Origin of the sequence: Pseudoalteromonas sp. MMG005, from assembly GCF_018101015.1 — a bacterium.
GTDB classification, from domain to species: Bacteria; Pseudomonadota; Gammaproteobacteria; order Enterobacterales; family Alteromonadaceae; genus Pseudoalteromonas; species Pseudoalteromonas aurantia.
Genome location: NZ_JAGJEK010000012.1, coordinates 22,989 through 45,017 on the forward strand (window position 1 = coordinate 22,989; position 22,029 = coordinate 45,017).

The following is a 22,029-nucleotide window of genomic DNA, read 5'->3' on the forward strand; positions in this document are numbered from 1 at the left end:
GCTGATTTAGCCCGTTCAATGAAGTAAAAAAATGTATTCAATAAACGGGCGGTTATTAATGGCTATGATGACTGTCTATTGCCATAGAACTTTGTAGTGCTTATCTTTTTTCCACTGTTTAAAGTAGGTGTTAAACAAAGTGTCCCACTGAGGGAAATCAACATGGTAGGTATCGACGAACGCTAAGAAGTTGTCTTTGTGATAAGGATCCATTGGCATGAGGTAGGTTTCAAACAGGTATTCGTCATATCCTGGGCGAGAAGACAATAAGCCTTGCATAATAATTTGCTCATGCTCATTCTTTATTTTAGCCACATACTCTACACAGGCGTCAATAAAGTTGGCTTTATCACCATTAGTGAATGACAAATCATGGGCCTCTGCATAGACATAAAATGCAGCGATGGAGAGAGGCGTTTTATTGGCAACGTTGAACACCTTGTTACGTTTTTGTGTGTCGTTCATGCCAAAAACAATGCTTTGAGCTGCTTTATCTACCGGGATCACATCAATTAAGTACGATGCTGCATCGTCACGAGCCGGCACACTGAGCATCATGCGCAAAATACGATGAAAAATATCGTCAGTGTTACCAATGCCTGTTGCGGATGAACCTGAAATTTCAGAAAAGCGATAAATGGTGTATGGCACCCCAGTCAGTGATGCTTGTCTGATGTTTTCCTCTTGCACCCATTTAGATTGCCCATAACCGCTACAAATTAAAGCGGCATCGTCTACGTCGATAAAGTCTTCAATAGGGTTGATTGAAAAGTGTGAATTGTTCACCTGAGTACTGACCGTTGTGCTTGACACAAAGTGGATCATTTTTAACGTGTGTGTGCTGGCGATGGTCAGTAGCTCATTGGTACCACTGACCGACTTTTTAAAGGCAAAATAGGGTTGTATGTGATTGACATATGAGGCGGTATGGACAATATGTTGCACCTGCTTGCACAGCATGGCCCAATTTTTCTTGGATAGTCCTAATTGTGGTTGCTCCATATCACCTAAGACCGGCACAATACGATGCAAATCAATAGCGAGACGATAAGATTGGGCGGCTTGTTTAACACGCTGTTGTGCTTGCTTAACGGTATTGGCTCTGACTAAACAATAAATGATAGCGTCAGTTGAGTCTAATAACTGCTTAAGTATATGGCTCCCAAGAAAGCCAGTGGCGCCAGTCAGAAGCACAGACTTAATGTCGGCTTCGAATGCTATAGGCTGCGAGTCGGCTAAGTTAGGCAAACTGACCCCCGCATCTAATATAAAATCAGGAATAGTGGCGGTGCCATCGTTAACAAAAGAGTTATCTGAATTCACATTAAGTGCATTACGCTGATATATGCGCTCAATCTCATCAATCAATGCTTGTATGGTGTTCATATTTTTGAATGCATCAGCCTGAATATCAATTTGTAATTGTGTTTTAAGTTGCTGAAATGTTTTCAGGAGCGAAATAGAATCAAAACCGTATTCATAGAGATCACAATCAAGCTCAAGTTCTTCTGCTGTTACGCCGATCACATTAGCAATAATGTTAACCACAATATCTGCGACGTTGTGTTGGCTTGAATCGGTGACGACGTCTTGGTGATTGACTGGCACTTTGGCTTTATTTGCAACGCGTTTGAGGCGCTGACAGGTATTTTGGTAAATTTTATCTTTATCATGGCTCATGACAACACAGAGCGTACTTTGCTCAGATGCAAGTAAGGTTGTCATATAGTCAAAAGCATCACACATAGTGATAAGGGCATACCCTTTTTTCTCAGCAAAGCCGTTTTCAATACGCTTTAATGCATCATCTGAGTGCCAGTATCCCCAATTGATTGCCAGCGTTTTACCATGACGTTTGTTATTAGCAACTAAGGTACTTCTCATCGTTGCAAAGGTATTTTGAAAACCATTACCGTATGAATATGATAAATGATTCAAAGTGCCGAACACTGCCATCGAAGAAAACAACATAAAGAAGTCCAGAGGCTCGTCACTAAATGCTGCATCTAATAATTGTGAGCCGGACACCTTAACGGCCATCGACTGTTCAAAGTCTTTCCAGTTGTTCTCTTGCTCGGAAAATGCAGTACCAAGATGAAATAACCCATTCAGCGCAGAGTCTGTTAAGTGGTTTTCTTTTATTATTTTTGCGACGCGCGTCATGTCCTGCTCAACAGCTATATTGCAAGACAAATAGTGAATGTTACCAGGCAGCGCTGTAAGTTCTTTTAAATCACTTTGCGCATCATTTTCAGACTTGCGACCAAGTAAAATAAGCTTTGCATTATATTGTGTTAACAAATGTTGACTGAGCTTTTTACCGAGTTCACCCAGTGCGCCCACGATGAGATAGGTACCATTGTGCTTGAATTGTATCGAGTCAGAGCTTAGGTTTTTTGCATCTCTGTTACTCGTCATAACGTGCTTTGACGATAGATCTGTTTTTACCAGTTGCGCACAAAAGCGGCGGTCACCTTGATATTGCACATAGTTAAATTGCTCGTCAATAGAGTGCGTGAGTACAGGGGCTATAAACTCTTTTAGCAATTGAGATTGCCAGTTCTGTGAATCGTTTTTGGGTACTGACGCTGTCTTGAATTCCACCATAGTCCACTGGTGCTTAGGGCTACGCAGCGAATAGCTTCTCAATAAGGCGGTGATATCTTCTCTCGCAGCACAGTGCTCAGATATAAACGAGGCATAAAATAGCTGGATTGGCTGTGAATCAAAGGGTTCAATTGCTTGAATAAACTGATACAACGGTTGTAGTTGTCTATTGACGTGATTTAAGTCGGCAGATTGACCAATAAAAAAGACAACGTCAGGTAGCGTTTCAGGTGTAAACCGGGCGCTGCTATTTTCAATATCATCAAATAGCATAGAGACGATACTGGCATTGTTCACGTCGTGTGTTGGTTCTGTATTATTTAGCAACTCATGCAAATACGTTTGTTCAAGTGTTGTTTGCGAAATAAACAACACACGCTGAGTCTTGAACACGTTTATGAGCTTTAGCAGCCAGTCAGTCGGACACGCTAATGGTGTATGTTGCCAATGGTTTTTTAGCACTAACCAAGGTGTTTCTGGCGTGTTAGTGGTGTTACTCACAGGCGCTATGTTGGTGTCATCACACACAGTCAGCTCCTTAGGGTGAATAAAAGGGGTCGTTGGTAAATGCATTTTCATTGGCGGCCGAGCACGCTCACGATAAAGTGTAGGCCAGTTGATCTGTTTTGCAGTCAACCAAAACTGCGCAATGGCTTGCAAATTACCAGAGTTAATAAGCGTGATTAGGTCGTGGTCAGTGATCTTTTCTTTGTCAGCATTTTTTACTTTTGACGCTTTAAAGTCACCAAATGTAATCTTTGAGAGGGTGTCTAATAGTTGTGTGCTTAACCCATCTACAGATGATACTATCCAAGCAGCACGGTAAGGGTGATGTTTTCTACCAACCTGTAAAGTATACGCTAAACGAGTTAAATAGCTTTGAGCTGACTTAACTGCATTGGATGTATCATGGTTTGATGCGGTTATAAAGTCATATAAAGTCTGAATTTTTGCATGTAGTGCAACTTCGCTGGTGGCAGAGAGTAAAACGATTGACTGAGCTGAGCCAGAAAGTTGCTCGCCATTAATTTTAAGGGAAGCAGGCTTTGCAACTTGTTGCATGTGATGAGATTCAGTTTGGTAAGTTAGCTCAACGGGATCTTCATCAGCTAGGTATTCCTCTAATACAATGTGCGCATTTACGCCACTGATCCCAAATGAACTCACAGCGGCGCGACGGTTACCTTTACTGTGCCACGTGGCCTGTTCGGTTTGCACATAAAATGGCGAATTATCAAGTGCAAGGTATGGGTTAAGCGTATCGACATGCAATGAAGGTGCAAGCGTTTTATGCTTAAACTGCAACAGCACTTTAATTATTCCAGCAATACCTGCTGCAATTTCTAAGTGACCAATGTTGCTTTTTACAGAGCCAAGCGCGCATGGCTGAGCATGCTGCACTGCGCTGTTACTCACTGCGTGTTTAAGGGCTTCCACTTCTATTGGGTCGCCAAGCGATGTACCAGTGCCGTGGCATTCAATATAGCTAAGTGTTGTAGGGTCTATATTGGCGTTTTGCCACGCCTGTGTTAGTAATCTGGTTTGCGCTTTGGCATTCGGTACGGTAAAACCATGAGATTTACCACCATGGTTCACCGCAGATCCTAAAATTGTGCCGTAAATTGAATCGTTATCTGACTCTGATGTCGATAGTTTTTTAATAAACATCATTCCAACGCCTTCACCGCGCACAATACCATCGGCGTTTGCAGAAAATGCTTTGCAACGTCCTGATGGGGACAAAGCACCAATGTCGTTCATGGCAATAGATGCGTTAGGAGAGTCAATGATATTGACACCACCAACAATAGCTTGAGTACATTCACCTTGTTGTATTGATTGAATGGCTTTGTGAATTGCCACTAACGACGAGGAACACGTTGTATCAACCCCTTCGCTAGGGCCATGTAAATCAAGCAAAAAGCTCATGCGGTTAGGTGCGAAAGCAGATGACGTGAGCAAGCCATCAGAGTAATTAGACTGACAACCAATAAATACGCCGGTATTTGTACCAGCCAGAGACGTTGGGTCGTAGCCGGCATCCTCAATACATTTCCATACATGCATCATTAAGAGGCTTTCTTGTAACTGTATTCGCTTACTTTCCGCAGGGGCAATATTGAAAAACAAGGGATCGAAATGTTGTGTGCGACTAACGCGCGCGAGCCAATTGACTTGCTCGGGCAGCTGTTTGCCGGTTGCGTTTGTCACCTCAGGCCAAGTGTAGGGCCCGACGCAGTCTTTACCTTGAGATAGGTTTTGCCAGAAAGTATTTATATCTTTTGCTTCGGGGAATTCACCACTGACCCCAATAATCGCAATACGCTCGGAGGCTGAAACTTGCGCCGGTCGTTGCGTCACTTGCCCTTGTTTATGCGACTCATCAGCGATGTTTTGCTGGGTTGCATCAGTATTGTCTAACAGGGTTACGCTGGCCAATAGGTCGGTTTCATGTTGCTCTAACAAGTGCATTAAAATGCTATTGAGTGTTGAGTGCATAAACAGCAAGCTCGGTGATAAGGATAGCTGGTACAATTTATTTAGCTGATTAATAAACGATATAAACACAATTGAATCAGCGCCTAAATCACCCAGGTCAGCATCAGGGTCGATGTCGCTTGCATCAACACCGAGTAAAGAAGCTGCGATATAGCTTATATCTTTGCGTAATTGTACCGATAGCTCGGTTTTATTGGAAAAGCGTGGTGTGGCCGTGATTTCGCTGGATGTTTCAGTTGCTTCGGTATAGGTGCTTGAGTCCGTCATACGAGCGTGATCTTGTTGATACTCAACGACAGTTTGGCTATGACTGAATGCTTGATAAAATGCAGTAATCCCCGCAGCCGTTGGCATAGGTGACAACCCTGTTTGAGTCAGCAGGGGGGCAAATTGAGGGTTGATTTTCATACCACCATCTTGCCAGTATGGCCAATCAATGCTGCAACTGTTTCCGCTGCGTAACCCTTGATTTACCAGTGTATGGCGATAATGCATATAGCTGTCTAAAAATGCGTTTGCAGTTGCATAGTCAACTTGTGTTAAAGCGCCATTAACGCCGCTTAAACCGCTAAAACACACAAAGAAATCTAATGGGAGGTCTTGAGTTGCTTCATCAAGGGCTATCACCCCTTTAACTTTAGGGCCTAGGACGTGCGCAAACGTGTCATGATCTTTGTTTATAAATAAACCGTCTTTCACTACGCCAGCCGCATGAATAATACCAGAGAGTTTTTTAAATTCAGTGAGCAGGTCTCTGACGAGCAAAATAACCGCCATTTTTTTCGTTACATCCACCTGGTAGTATTTGAGGCTGGTGTTTGGGTGCGCTAATGCCGCTAGCTGTTTTTGTACATGTGGGTGACTGCTTGGCTTTGTACCCGTTGTGATCACGGTTCTATGACCTGCTTGACGATTGAGATCATGAATTAAATGCGTACAAATACCTCCTAGGCCACCGGTTATTAAGTATACGCCTTTGTCTACCCATGGTGATTGTGACGCCGGTGTTGGGCACAGGGTTTGGACTGGGTGGTAATCCAGAATGTAGCGATTACAGTGTCCATTTTCTATGTGGTAGCGGATCACATGATCATCACTGTAAAGGTTGTTGGTTATATACGGCGTGAGCAGGCTCTTCACGACAGTGCTGGTCGATACGACAGCACTTTGCGCGGTTTCATCATCAGTTTCAGCACGATATGTATGATCACTTAATAAAGCACTATCCAGCAAAATAAGCTGTGTTTTGAGCGTAGGGCACTCTAAACTGACCGTTTTCAATAAACTGTGCAGGCAAAAGTATACGTTGGACTGGCTTGAGCAGGCGCTTGTGGTATTGCGGTCATTGAGTACCAATTGACATACGGCTGCTGTTTTCGACTTAGCAATCCCTTGGAGTATGTCTAACAACTGGGTCGCATATGCTTCTACTTTTTGCTCAATCGTATAATGACTACAAAGAAGTGACTGTGTGATTGCGCCGCTAATATTAAATTCAGGGACTTCACAAAAAACCACATGATGTTGAGGGGAGATTGGATCACTTTTGGACACATTTGAAGGGGGTTTAGCGACCCATGTTGGTGTTTTCAATTGCAAAGCAGTTGTATCGGTGTTCTTGCTGACGCGATTTTTTGATTTATCAAAGTCTTGCTCATTCAGATCAGCTGGTCTTTTCGGATCAGTAATCTCATTTAGTGCCGTGTTATTTAGCTGTGAATGGTTTAGTTGACTATGCTGCAACGCATAGGCTTTTAATGCAAAAGGTGCAGTGGGTAAACTCAATTTCGAAACTTTTGCACCTTGATATAAAAACTGCCAGTCACTAAATCCAGTTTTAAGCCAAAGCTGCAAAATATCGTCATACGCATGTTGCGCGAAAAGATGTGTTAACTCATTTTGCGTAATACTCATTGCGTCCGTATTTATTGGCTTATCCAAGGTGGTACGATGTAAATGGTTTTGTAATTGGGTTTTTAATTGCGTTAAAGAAGACACCACAAAACCAGTACGATGTGCCATGACTTTACGGCCAGTCTGTAATGTATACGCGAGATTTACTCTCTCTTTCTCGCTTATCAGGGGTGAGTTGAGATGGCTCAGTAGGGCCGCCATTTGCTGTTTCAATACCGGTGCACTGATAGCTGAAATCACCACAATACTGGGTTGTTGTATTAAACTGCTATGGGCAATATCTGTTGTATTCGTGTTGTTGGGCACGTACTCTTCCAAAATGGCATGTGCATTGGTGCCGCCTATCCCAAATGAACTTACCGCGCCGCGTCGAGGTAAATAGGGAGTGTGCCAGTCTTGGGGCGTGTCGATTATATAAAAAGGTGAGTTAGCTAAATCGATATGTGGGTTTGGCGTATTAAAATGCAAAGACGCTGGCAGCTGTTTATGGTGCAACGACAGTGACGTTTTAAGTAATCCTGTTAAGCCAGCTAATGTATCTGTATGGCCGACATTAGATTTTACCGCTCCTAAACCACAAAACTGCTTATTTTGCGTGTATTGCTGATAAACCTGTTGTAAGGCGCTAAACTCTATTGGGTCACCTAAAGCCGTTCCTGTGCCATGGGCCTCAACATAACTAATACTTTCAGGGTTAATATTCGCACTGCGCAGTGTTTGCTCTATTACCGTCATTTGGCCTTTAATGCCTGGTGCAAAAAAGCCAGCCTTATCTTTTCCATCATTATTGACTTTAATGTCCCTGATCATACTGTAAATGTTATCAGCATCGTTGACAGCATCATCAGCGCGTTTAAGAACAATGACTGATACGCCGTTACCGCCAATCATACCATCGGCATGTTCATCAAATACTTTGCAGCGAGCATCAGGGGCAAAGTTTAAGCCTTTTTCGTATTGATAACCGGTATAACGCTGCGGATACAAACAAGCTGCTCCAACAATGGCATAATCTATTTCTTTTGCTTTGAGCGCCGTGCATGCCAAAGCAATGGCCGACATAGACGATGAGCAGTTGGAATGCACGAATAGGCTTGGACCTGTAAACCCTAAATGGTAAGACAGGGTTGTGGGCAGTGTGCCGGGTTGGTTAAGTGTTGAGGCAACATAGTCTTGAGAATTTAGAATGAACTGGTCATCTTTGATTTTATCATGCAAATTTAAGTCAGGCGTATCGGTGGCAGAAGCGCTGATATAAACCCCTGTATTTGGAATATTATCGCAATTGTAGCCCGCATCTTCGACTGCTTTCCACGCATGAAGTAACAGCTGACGCTGAGAATAGCTCATGGTTTTGGCATTCTTTTCTGAAATATTGAAAAACGCGGGGTCAAACAGGTCTTGCCCATCAACCCATGAGTCTAACCAAGTGATTGGTGACGCTTCACTGGCTTCACTCAGCCTTTTAATGAAATCTTTGCCTTGAATGAGGTTTTGCCAAAATGCTTGGTGCGTATCTGCATCAGGGTAATGGCAAGATACCCCAATCATGGCAATGCTTGAAGCGTAATAGGCTGGGGAAGATGGGCTAGCCGATGGCTCAGTTAATGGCCCGGTTAATGACTTAGACGATTGTTCATTTGCTGGTATATGTGCTGTTGCACCCGTGTTATCGCTTTTGGCATGTATTCCCTGACGGTTATTTTGGCTTGGCAAATTAAGACTTGACTCAACGAGGTTAGTTGCTTGTAACACAGGATGAGTGAGACCGTTGTCTTGTATATGTAAGGCCATCGCTCGGACCGTACTGTATTGAAATATATGAGTAATTGAAAATTCCACATTCAATTGTGCCGCGAGTTTTGCAGATAACACATTTGCAAGTAAGGAGTTACCCCCAACCTCAAAAAATGGGTCATCAACGCCAACGTGGTCAATATCAAGTACATCTAACCAAATTTGAGTAATGCTTGTTAGCAATTGAGACAGAGGCTCTGGATGATTGATATCAGAGACTTTGATAACTTGGTTGCCTAGCGCCTTAACGGTGGTTGATGCGGTGCTAGAGTTTGCGATACGTGCCTCAGCATAGGGCGCTTTATCGTTTTTAGCGAGATTGCATAATGCATTTTTATCAACTTTACCATTCGCCGTAAGGGGAAACTTATCAACAAACATAAAAAATGCGGGCACCATATACTCGGGTAAACAACGTTGTAAGTCGCCTCGAAGCGTAGTGACAGATATGGGCCCTGTCGTAATAAGGTATGCAGTTAACACATCACCGTGTTGTTTATGCTGTGTGAGTACGTATGCATCGGTCACATAACTGAGGCTTACTAGTGCATATTGTACTTCTCCTAATTCGATTCGATGCCCACGGATCTGCACTTGGTCGTCACTTCTTCCGACATACTCAAGTAGTCCATGTGGATTTAAACGTGCTAAGTCTCCGGTACGATATAAGCGAATTGGATGTGACACATCCGAGCAGCTGCTTATTGCACGCGAGACAAACTTTTTAGCGGTTAACTCAGGTTGATTTATATACCCTCTCGCAACACCGGTACCAGCCACATACATTTCACCAACCACGCCCTGTTTAACCGTGTTTTGTTGCTCATCCAATAGATGGATCTGATAACCAGGTAATGGTTGACCAATGATGCTTTTATCACTGTGCTGCGATACCAGTTCGGAAGTTATTGTGGCAGCTGTAACGTGTATGGTGGTTTCAGTGATCCCATACATGTTGATCAATTTTGGCATGGGCTCGGGTGACGAAAACCAAGGCTTCAAACGTGATAGGTTGAGTGCTTCACCGCCGAATATAATCGTGTGTAAGTGCGATGTTAGAACGGGGCTCGCAGTAAAAATATCCATTAAGGGGTAAAAAGCAGACGGCGTTTGATTTAAAACCGTCACTTTGTGCTCAGCAACAAAATCTGCAAAGGCTGCACAATCTTTTTTGGTAAAATCATCAGCAACGACTAATTTACCGCCATTGAGTAATGCCCCCCATATTTCCCAAACGGAAAAGTCAAAGGCATATGAGTGAAATAGACACCAAGTATCTTGTGCTGAAAAGTTAAACAATTGCTGGCTATTTTGTAGAAGCTGTGTGACATTTTGGTGCTCAACAAGCACGCCTTTAGGCTGCCCTGTAGAACCTGAAGTGTAGATGATGTATGCCACATTACGTGCATCTACTAACGTCACTTTATTAGGTTCGGTGTGCATGAATACCGTGTCACTGGGCTTGCTCAAACACTCAGCACTTTCTATTAGAGCAGTGTCGAGCGATATAATTTGAGCTGCACTGATACTGAGTTTTAGTGCATTGTTTAACGTACTTTCATGGGCAAACGACAAAGCAGAGTCGATTAGAAATAACGCTGGATTTGCATCATTTAAAATAAATTCAGCTCGCTCTGGTGGTGAGTTTGAGTCAATCGGCACATACGCTGCACCTGTTTTTAAGATGGCTAAAATAGTCACTATCAACTCTAACGAGGGTGCTGCACACACAGCTACGCGTATATCTTGCGTTAGACTGTGCTTAAATGCATCTTGGTTGCGTAAATAAACAGCCAAAGCGTTGGATTTTTGACTCAGTTCGCCATACGACACCTTACGATCCGCAAAAATGAGCGCGGTATTGTGTGGTGCTGAAATAGCCTGTTTTTCAAACAGGTCGACGATACTCATCGGTGATGATGAATATTGAGGGTGCGTTGTGTTGCCAACGTTTGGTACGCTGTAATTATTGACAGAAGAGCGCATTTCACGTGTGTTAGCTGTACTTACAGAGTACTCGGCAATGGCTTTATCATGGGCTCTCGCACCCGCAGTTAAAATATCGACAATAAGGTTTTGATACGTTTGCGCGAATTGCTCAACCGTTGTTTGATGGTAAATCGCTTGGTTAAACTTAAACGTAGCCCGATATTGGTCTGATATTGGGGTAACTTCTAAACTTAAATCAAGCGCAGGGTTTTGTTGAAACTCGTCCCATACCGTATTCACCAGTGCCTTATTGTGATCAAGCCATGCGCTTTGAATAAAGTTATGATAGGCATAACCTACTTGAAAAATAGGGTGGTGCGAGACACTTCTCGGTGTACGTATGGCACTGACAATGTCAGAGAACGGATATCCGCTGTGGCGAATGATGGAGTTTAATTTATCTTGGTTGCTCAGTGCTAATTCAACAAATGTGCAAGATGTGTCAATGATATTGCGCAAAGGCAGTTGATTAACGAATAGCCCTAACGATTTACTCATGTCTGTTGTTGGACGATGTAAAACAGGGATACCAATCAGCATTTCTTTCGAGTGACTAAAATGATGCAATACTAACTGATACACGGTTAAGAAAAATACCGATGCACTCACGCCAGTTTGCTTTAAGTAACCCTCAATCTTACTGTGAGTGTGTGGGGCAATGGATACATTCACCCGTGAAACATTATGGGTGGGCATTGGTGCAGGGGGTTTTACATGGTTTAGTGTCATTACTGGCAATGTACCTTGCAGTTCATTTTGCCAAAAACGCTGCATGATGACACCTGATTCACTGTTTAGCATGGCCTTTTCCCATTCTAAGTAGGAGAAAAATCCTAAGTCAGGCTCCGGTGCAGTGAGTACTTGATGGTTTAGCATGTGCGGTGCGTGTGTATTGGAGTGCAATAATTCGGTATATGTACTCATAAGTAATTCAAGAAACAGACTGGCTGACACGCCATCAATGATTAAGTGATGGAAGACAATGACCATTAAGTCCAGAGAATGCCCATTGTTGTTAACATGCCAGCAGCTGGCTCTAATGAGTAATTGCTGATTCAGCTCGAAGGGAATATTTATCGTATCATCAATCTGTTGAATTAACTCTGTTTTAGAGTCACAGTGTGCTAGATGCGTACTAATTATTGGTGTCAGGTCTAATAAGGCTTGTGTTGGTAAGCCTTCAATTTCGCGCATTGATACAGTCAAAATAGGGTGCTTTTGGCATACCCAATCGAGCGCATTTTGCATCGTTTGTACATTCACATCGGCAACTTCAAATACTAAAGGGACATTATTGGCAGTTAAACTTGGTTGTTGTTTTTGTTGTAACCATAGGCCTTGTTGTGCTTTTGATAATGCCATTGTGTCCTGTAATCGCGAAGCGTCTTTACTGAGGTTGATCTTTGGCGTTGTTGTTTGATGGTGTGATGAACACACTTGATGTGTTACCAGATAGGCATTTAGTGTGTCGATGGTATCCACTTCAAAGAGCAATGCCGGTGGTAAAGCTGAGATACTCAAAAACCCGTCTGATTCTACTCTTTGTGCGATAGACATGAGCATAATTGAGTCAAACCCCATTTCGCGGAAGTTTTCATATATGTCTAAATCACTCGGTGGGATCTGAGTGATATCATAAATGACGGATTTAAGATAGCGCATGACTTCTTCACTGCTTTTTTGTGCTTTTGAATTGGCATGCTCCTCACAGTTGTGTGGTGCGCGGTTAAGTGTACCATTCGATGACGCGGTTGAATTTGGCCATATAGGCTGGTGCCATAATTGGGAAAGTTTGTCAGGTTCACCATATAAAAAACAATGTTGCGCAGCTTTACTTGCATGAGAGAGCGCTTGATAAAAAGCATGAATGCCCGTTTCACTTGGGAGTGGGCAAACGCCTTGTGTGCGTAACATTGAAAGCGTTATGTCGTCAATTTGCATGCCACCATCACACCATAAAGGCCAATTAATCGACACACTGATGCCTCGGCGTTTGCCTTGTTTTTCTAGCGTACGCCGATGTGACATAAACAGGTCGACAAAGGCATTGGCGCTGGCATAATTGGCTTGACCTAGATTACCCAAAACCCCTGCAATTGACGAAAAGCACACAAAGAAATCAAGGTCTAGCGTTTTACTTGCTTCATCTAGCGCAATAGCGCCGGAGACTTTTGGGGCAAAGACTTCATTTAAGCTGGAATTGTGATCGTTTGATGCGTTATTTGTGCGTTTTTTCTGTATAAGGCAGTCTTTTATGACCCCTGCACTGTGTATAATTCCCGTAATGGTGCCATGATTCGAGCTTATTTGGCTGAGCAATTGCGACACACTATCTACATCACTGATATCGGCGCTGACGTAGTGCACTCGTGGCGCGTTGCTAGTTTGACCCGAACGATATTGTGCGTTATTCAGCGTATTGAGCTGGGCATTGATGGTATTGTTTAGTGGCGTTCTACCAATAAGAATGATTTGGCTATTGGCGGTATTATGCAAAATTTCTTGTGCGAATATACATCCGAGTTTGCCCGTTCCTCCTGAAATGACGTAAACCCCATGCTCTTTCCAAGGTGTTTGCTCATCATTGTTCGTTGTATCAGGACTATCATCGCAGTTAACACTAGTATAGATGAGTATTGAACGGTTATCACCGTGGTAACGTACTATGTTGCTGATAGAGGTTTCGTTTACGCCAAACAAGGTATCAATTGAATTATCAATCGAGTTACCCCGTGTTTTAACATGGGAAACGGCAAGTTGAGGCAGGGTCGCTTCATGATTTATCTTAGCTATAACCGCTTCTTCACTGAATGTGGTGTAATGACCTTGAGGGTTTTCATTTGGTTCAAACATGATCAGTTGAGTGTGCAGCTGAGTATACTCAAGTGACGCTGTTTTAAGTATCCCAGACAACGACAGCAGTAAGTCAGAGCAAGAGAGCCGTGATGCTTGAGCGCTATCATTGATCACCAGTTGTAATAAAGTAGGAGACGTGATTGGGCTCAATGAGTGTAAGTAATCTAACAGTTGTGAGGCATAACTTTGCACCAGGTTTTGTGCAATGATGTGCGCGTGGTTGTTAGCTTGAAATGCGTCTGTTGTAGTGGTATTTAGCGCATGCAAATGCAGCACCGTAGTATTGTCAGCTATCATGTTACGGGTATGAGACTTAAGCTGAGCATCACCCACCGTGATGATATGACGAATGTTATGTGTTGGGCGGTGCGCGTATGTTTCACTGCGGGTTTGTGTTATGTCAGCAGCAACCCATTGTGGGATGTAATGCAGCAAGTGGGCTGCGGCGCTTGTTAAGTATGGTGTTTTATTCTCTTTTTGCCCGCTATGTCGTGTATGAGTAAAGTTGCTCGTTTGATAGTTGTTATCAGTGTGAGGCTCTAAGCCAAGGGCTGTTGCTGCACTAGCTGCCACCATCTCACTATTAGGCGGTGTGATATGGTCCGCTTTATCACAGACAATATGTTGCTCGTTTCTTTTCAAGGTTAATTGAGGAGAGTGAGCATTAGGCAGCCAGTGCCGATCTTTTGCAAACGGATAACTCGGCAAGCGTATTGTATTGGGGGTGTGAGCTCCATAGAGCAAATGCCAATCGATTGGTGCGCCAACCACCCATAATGAGAGCAACTTAGTATACTCTCGCTGTTCAACCCAACGGTTAAAGTCACTGCTATCTAAGGCTGATAGAATCGTTTTTCCCTGCTTTACTTCCCCTTTTTTCCAAAGACCCTGTTCTTTATGAATAAAAAGGTGTAATTCGGTTTTGATTTGTTCAGTACTTGATGCCACAAACCCCATACGATACTCCATTTCTTCACGTGCAATCTGGAGTGTGTATGCAATGGCTTGACAACATTGTGTGCTGTTCGCGTGTATCCAATTATGTAATTGTTGCGCTTTTTCTCGCAACGAATAGGGGGTTTTAGCCGATAAATTGATAATGAATGGTTGTGATGCACTCATCACAGTCGTGATTGGTTGTGGTGTAAACTCCTCAACAACCAAATGGGCATTGGTGCCACTGAATCCAAACGAACTTATCGCAGCTCGTCGCTTTTGACCCACATCCACATGCCAATCTCGCACTTGTGTGTTCACAAAAAATGGTGAATCTTGCCAATTTATATGCGAATTGCCGATGTTAAAGTTAGCCGAAGGTGGCAAGGACTTGTGCTTCAGCGCAAGGAGGGTTTTGATCACGCCAGCCACACCCGCGGCAGTTAAACAGTGACCTATATTGGTTTTAACAGAGCCTAACGCACAAAACGCTTTTTTTCCGGTATCGTGTCGAAACGCGCGTGTTAAAGCTTGAAACTCAATGGGGTCGCCGAGCTTTGTGCCTGTCCCATGTGCCTCAATAAGACCAATGGATTCAGGGGGAATATTAAAGCGATTATAGAGATCACGATGCAGTTGTTCTTGAGACACTGAACTGGGGGCGGTAATGCCACTGGTTGTGCCATCTTGATTGGTCGCTGAGCCCAAAATAACGCCATAAATGTGATCTTTGTCGGCAATGGCATCAACTAAGCGCTTTAATATCAATACGCCAACCCCTTCGCCGGGAACAAATCCATTCGCCCTGTCGTCAAACGTATAGCAAGTACCGTCAGGGCTTAACATACCCGCTTTCCCCGCATGTTTCGAGAACTTGGCGGTGCATAACGTTGCGACTCCACCAACAATGGCACTAGAGATTTCGTTATTAACCAGCGCCTGACATGCCATATGAATGGCCACTAAAGACGATGAGCAAGCTGTATCCACAGCGATGGCTGGACCTTTTAGGTTTAAAAAATATGATACACGAGCCGGAATAACCGAGCCGGCATTCCCCCAAAATATTTGAGCAGGCGCGTCATCAGGCGCTAAACTCGCATAATCTCCTTGCGCACATCCAAGGTACACCCCAATATTTTTACCCGCTACCGAAGTTGCCATATTGGCATCATCTAACGCCTTATAGCATTCTTGTAAAAACACTCTTTGTTGAGGGTCCATGTACATGGCTTCTTGTGGCGTAATTGAGAAAAACCCAGCGTCAAAAGACGAAATATCGTCGAGTAAACTGGCATAACGACACCACGCTTGCTCTTGTTCTGCGAGGGTATTGAGACTCCAACGCTGTTGTTCTACCACAGAGGTTTGTTGGTTTTGGATCAGAGACCAATATTCATCTAAATTTGTTGCTGTACCAAATTGACCGCTCATACCGATAATGGCAATTTTGTTATCCATATCAGGATCTGGTGCCGGTGGCGTATGCGTTTTCTCAGCTCTAAAAGCGGTTTTGTTTGATGGCGTTAAATCAATTGAAGAAGGCTTTCTATATGTTTTTTTGTTGCTTATTTCGCCCATACTGGCTACTGAATTCGTATTGCCGTTAATAATATTGTTGTTTGGCTCAGTCTCATTTACATGTGCTTGTGGTGCACAGTCCGGTAATTGGTGCGCAAGATGGGTGTGATGCTCTGTGGCGATGTACTGACTCAATGACGCAATAGAAGGATAATCGAACAGCAAGGTTGCAGGTAAACTCAAATCAAATTGTGCATTAATATCGTCTAGCATTTGTATCGCTAAAATGGAATCAACACCATAGTCAGCAAACGATTCTTTCGAATCTAACTCGTCTTGTGGTATCCCCAAGGTGTTGCTAGCAATAGCAAACAAAGTTTGCGTGGTAAAAGTGAGTGTGCTCGAAGCAAGCGAAGTCGTGTTATGTGTATCGGTCATAGCTATGGTGTTTTCTTGGTTGTCAGATCTGGTTGGAGGTACTGAGTTGTTAGTTTGTTTATTATTTGACTGAATTGTGTCGACGGGCTGAACGATTTGCCCATTACTGCGCGCTCGAATAATGTGTTGTGCAGAGCTTTTGTGAGTTGACACATGGATATGTGTAAAGCCTTCTTCAGCCAGCACTTGCTGCCAACCCTCAACCGATAGCATGGGTGACCCATCAATACGAAGTGCTTTATCTTCGCTTAACCACCAGCCTTCAAGTAAGCCAAACGTAAGTTGGGTAAATAGCGATTTTTCAACGACTTCGTTAATAATTAACGCCCCGCCAGGCTTTAAACAAGCCTTGGCATTTTGTAGTGTTGTTCTAATATGCGCCGTTGCGTGCAGAACATTGGTGGCAATCACCACATCGTAATACGCCAATTTAATATTTTGCGCTGCCAGTGGTTTACTGACATTAAAATATTGCGTGTGTAAGAATGGGTAGTCATTTTGAAAGCGTGCTTTTGCGTGATTAAAAAATGCTTGGGATAAGTCGGTATAGGCGTATTCACCCACAGACCATGCATCTAAAATAGGCAACACTGCGTGGGTGGTCCCCCCCGTGCCAGCGCCAATTTCAAGTACATTTATAGTACTGACGTTAGTATGAGTGAGGTAATGCTGTACTTGTTCAACCAAAACGCGATTGGCATAGTCGGCTTGGGCATTGTTTTGATAGACACTCTCTACTAACGTTAATGTACCCTGTGGAAATACCACATCAGTGGCCTTTTGATTACCGGATAAAATATCCGGCAATTGCGCCAAACAAGCAGCAAGGAGCGGGTTTTGTGATGCAAGCGCCTCATTGTATGTGTCATCTAGTATGTCGGTGTTAGCTGGTTCAGCACTAGCAATTTCACTATTGACGAGCAATTCAGCGTCAGTTAAATATGTTTGTGTTTCTTGCCACCAGAGGCTGAAATACGCAGGCAGTTGGCAGAGGGCAGCAGTGCGTTTATCTTCAGTATTCCACTGGGCTTTTATAAGTGCATGACGCAACAAGGCAAGTATTTGAGTATTGTCTGTGCTGGGGTTACTTACATCATAAGGCACACGCGACGTGAATGTATTAGACAGAGCGTCATTAACCAATAAAGACTTATCAGCTGAATAACTATAGTGTTTTGTCATGTGAGTCAGTGTATTTTGCGCGAGCTTGATGACCCCAACTTGGGCGAGGGGAGATTGCATAAATTGTGCTAACGCCTGCATTCCTTCATCAACCTCAATTGATCCTATCCCTTGTTTTGCCATTTTATTTTTATAAAACGCATCGCTGACTATGCCAATTGATCCCCAATACCCCCAATTGATCACTTTAATGGGCATCTTTTGTGCGTAAGACTGTGCGAGGCTATCGAGGTAGTGACAACCAGCCGCATAGTTACTTTGCCCTGGCGCAGGAGAGAATGATTGAAGGGATGAAAAAAACAAAAAGAAGTCTAAATCAATGTCTTTGAATAGCTCAAGCGCAACGTCACCCGTTTGTTGTTTGGCGTGATAGCTGCTGATAAATTGCGCTTCATTCATTTTCGCGATACTTTGATCATTGAGCTGCAAAATAGAATGAATTACGCCGTGAATGTGTTTAAATGTGGCGTTTATATCATTGAGTACTGTTTGCATTGCGCTCTTATCGCCGGCATCAACGCTGTAATATACTGGTGTTTTACCTAGATTACTTAATTGCGTTAGCGCGCGTTGAATATCGTTGTTTTTTTCACGACGGCCAAGCCAAATAAGCTGAGCATCATAGGTGCGAATTAACCATTCGCTGAAGGCGTATCCAAGCCCACCGGCACCGCCTAAAATCACATATACCCCATTTTGACGATACGCACATTGACCTGATGTATTCGGGAACTGAGCTGTCTCCTGTGTTGCACCCATGCTTTGATAGTGGTGTGATGCAATATCAAACGCATACCATTGGCTGCTGCGATAGGCATAAAATGCAGGTGCCAGAGTGACTACTTGTTGCCACAGGATGTCGGTTTGGGACACGGGTGAACAATCAAATAGATTGGTAGGCATATCAACAATGGTAATATGCCAAAGCGGGTATTCTTGGGCGATACTTTGCAGTAATCCAATCAGCCCTGCGCCTTGTGGATTAACTTGCTCACAATGAACACGTTGGGTTTGTAGTGTCACTAAGGTGATGGTCAGTGCTTTTTCGCCATAACCCGAACGGAGCAGTGATTTAATGTACTTAAAAAAAGCCAAAGGATCGGCGAACTCATCACGCGCAAGCCAAATAAGGTGATTCGATAAATGATTTAGATGTACGGCTGTTTCACTGTGTTGTATGTCATTTTGAGTGTTATTAGTAAAGGGCGGTTTATAATGAGCAGGGCCTTGATAATCCCACAGTGTCGCTTGCAAAAGGTCATTGCTAAGTGGCGTTTTTTTAACGTCATCAAACGCCGTAATAACCCAACAAGGTGTAACCGTCGCAAGTATCTGAGCATTAGGGGCTTGATTAGTGATATCTGATGACGGCAAGCTTGTTTCAAGTGCATTTTCTGTAAGCTTAATGTCAATAGACGCTGTTATTGAACGCGTAGAGAACCCCGTAAAACGCACGCATGCTTTCGCATTCTCTGTGTATATTGTGAGGTTGAATTTTTTGACTGAGTCGCCATTATTTGATGTTTTTGTCGCGTGAACCCATAACATTACCTGTGTATTTGTTGAGTTTTCACTGTTAGAGGTGGGTTTATTGTTTGCTGAAAACGCCTCCGATAAAGCGGCAATATCAGTAAAGGCAATATGCTCTAAAGCAAAGGGTAATGCTAACTCTTCGCTATCAGAAAATGCCATGAGTGATTGTAAGGCACTGTCGAGTATGGTTGGTGATACGTTAAAGCCTTTACAGTAGCACTTATCAAGTAACAATTGAGCAAGTAACTCGTCACCTTGCTTTTGAATTTTATGCAGTCCTTGAAAGGCTGTGCCATAGTTGATGCCGGCTTTTTCAAATATGTTGTAAATTTCTGCTTTTGTGTGTTCAATTAGTTCAGGGTGGGTTGCGCTATCTTTAAACGCAAGATCCGGCCAATGAGTCTTCGTTGACGACGTGAATAAATTGAAGGAGGCGGTGGGTTGCGAGAGTCGATTGGTCAGCAGAGCATTCCCTTTTACATAGACCTGCGGGTTGTCATCTAAATGACTCCACAGTTCAAATGTGAGGGTGCTCTGGTCTTCCCATAATGATAAGTATACGCTCGTCTGTGGGCTATGCTCTTCAAGAGCGATAGGACGCAGCCAGCTAATATTTTTTAATTCTACGATGTGTTCGGCTGTCATGTTATGTGATTGACGAATGGCCTCGACTATCATTTCCAAGCTGCACACCCCTGGCAATACTGCTTGATGACTGACTTTGTGGTCTGCGAAGAAGAATTCTTGGCCATTAAATGTCGCAGTAAATACCAGTTCATCCATGGCAGGCACCGTTGTGTGGAGCAATGGATGAAGTGTGTGTGTGCTGTTCGGGATTAATTTTTCGACCGACTCGGTTTGCGTTATCCAGTATTGTTTGTGCGAAAAAGGGTAACTGGGTAAGCTAACTCTAGATGGAGTAAAACCAGTATACAGGGCTTCCCAGTCGACTAAGTACCCGTGAGTCCACGCTGTTAACAATGCCGATAAATCTAGGTGTGAGCATGCGTCTGAGTGAGGTTCTGGCCAAGGTTCAGCCTGAGTCAGTGTGTGTTTATCTACTATATTTTCACACCAGTGATCAGGGGTATTTGTAAGGTAAGCATGAAGTTGCTGCACGGCCTCAGACAACGAAGAAGCAACAAACCCGACACGATATGCCATGGCATCACGACCAACTTGTAAAGTATAAGCCAGGTCTTGTATGGTTAATTGCGCATTGCTTTTATCGTCATTTAAAGCTTCTTCAATAAAGGCCAATAACGCAGAAGCCCGCTGATGTAATGCACGCTTGTTTTTGGCTGATAACACAAACACGGATTGAACGATGTTTTCGTGATCAACGACACATGGCACTGCAGTATATGCGGGAGGCTCTTGTAAAATGACATGGGCATTGACGCCAGCAAAACCAAACGATGAGACACCTGCAATACGTGGCGAAGCTGATTTGCGTGGCCATGGTGTCGATTCAGTGACCAGTTCAAATGGTGACTTAGCGAGGGATATTTTGGGATTAAGCGTGGTAAAGTTTTGTAGCGGTGAAATGGCATTGTTGGCGAAGCTCAATTGTACTTTTATAACACCGGCAATACCCGCAGCCGACTCAAGATGACCAATATTGGTTTTTACGGTACTTAAGTAGCACGTTGACTCTTTGCTATTTTTCGCTTTTGTAGCTCGAAATGCACGCTTTAAGCCTTGAATTTCAAGCGGATCCCCTAATTTGGTGCCCGTCCCATGCAATTCTACAAACGATATTTGATCTGAGCTGATCCCCGCTGACTCATGGGCTTGTTGGATCACCCGAGACTGAGAAAATGGGCTCGGTGATGTGAGTGTATTGGTTTTACCGGAATGGCCAATACTGCTGCCCTTAATGATGCCGTAAATGTTGGCATTGGCTTCACGTGCTTTGTCGAGCGGCAACAATAGAAGCATGCCAAGGCCTTCACCGCGAACGTAACCATCGGCATCGGCATCCAGTGTTTTACAGCGACCTTTGGGAGATAATACGCCGAGTTTACTAAATGATACATATCGACTTTTGGTGATCAGTAAATTAACACCGCCTACCAAAGCGGCCGAGATATCATTGGTTTTAAAGTCGTTGAGCGCTTTGTGAATTGCCACCAAAGAGGAAGAGCAGGCAGTATCGACGGTTTCGCTTGGCCCCTGAAAATTAAAGTAGTGAGAAATACGATTTGCAAATACGCCGGTCGACATGCCCGTTAAAAAGTGAGGGTCAATGTTACCTGTTGAAAACTCTTGATAATCGGTGTTGCTACACCCTAAATAAACACCTGTTTTGGTATTTTTAAAGGTTGAAGGAGATAAGCCCGCATCTTCAAAGCAGGCCCAAGCCAATTCCAAACTTAAACGCTGTTGTGGGTCCATACTTTGCGCTTCTGTTGGCGATATAGCAAAAAAGCTGGCATCAAAGCCGTCGATGTTGTCAATGAACCCGCCCCATTTACTTATTATTTTTTGTTCATGTTTTTTAGGAGCAGGATCATAATCTTTTTTCCAATCCCAGCGTTTTTTTGGGATCTCGGTAATACTACTGACTTTGTTGTTTAGGTTGTGCCAAAACTGCTCTTTTGTGAGCGCACCGGGAAAGCGAAGAGACAAACCCACAATTGCAATATCTTGAGTAGAGTGGGTGTTAACGGGTGCCGATGGTGTTTGGGTATCTTTCATTATTTGTCTCTAAAACGTCTATGTCACAGTGCGATAAAATATGCGGTTAGTTACTAT

General features: G+C 43.5%; 1 protein-coding gene. It reads right to left on the reverse strand.

Annotation, left to right across the window (positions count from 1 at the left end; all coding sequences use genetic code 11):
* Positions 1-75: 75 nt before the first annotated feature.
* The gene (locus J8M01_RS10770) at positions 76-21,972 is read right to left on the reverse strand and encodes a non-ribosomal peptide synthetase (protein WP_211057968.1); all 21,897 of its coding nucleotides are present in this window, start codon (positions 21,970-21,972) and stop codon (positions 76-78) included.
* Positions 21,973-22,029 lie beyond the last annotated feature (57 nt).

Bases quoted from the DNA above. Each gene is read 5' to 3' on its own strand.
- J8M01_RS10770 (WP_211057968.1), bottom strand. From the start codon at position 21,972: ATGAAAGATACCCAAACACCATCGGCACCCGTTAACACCCACTCTACT.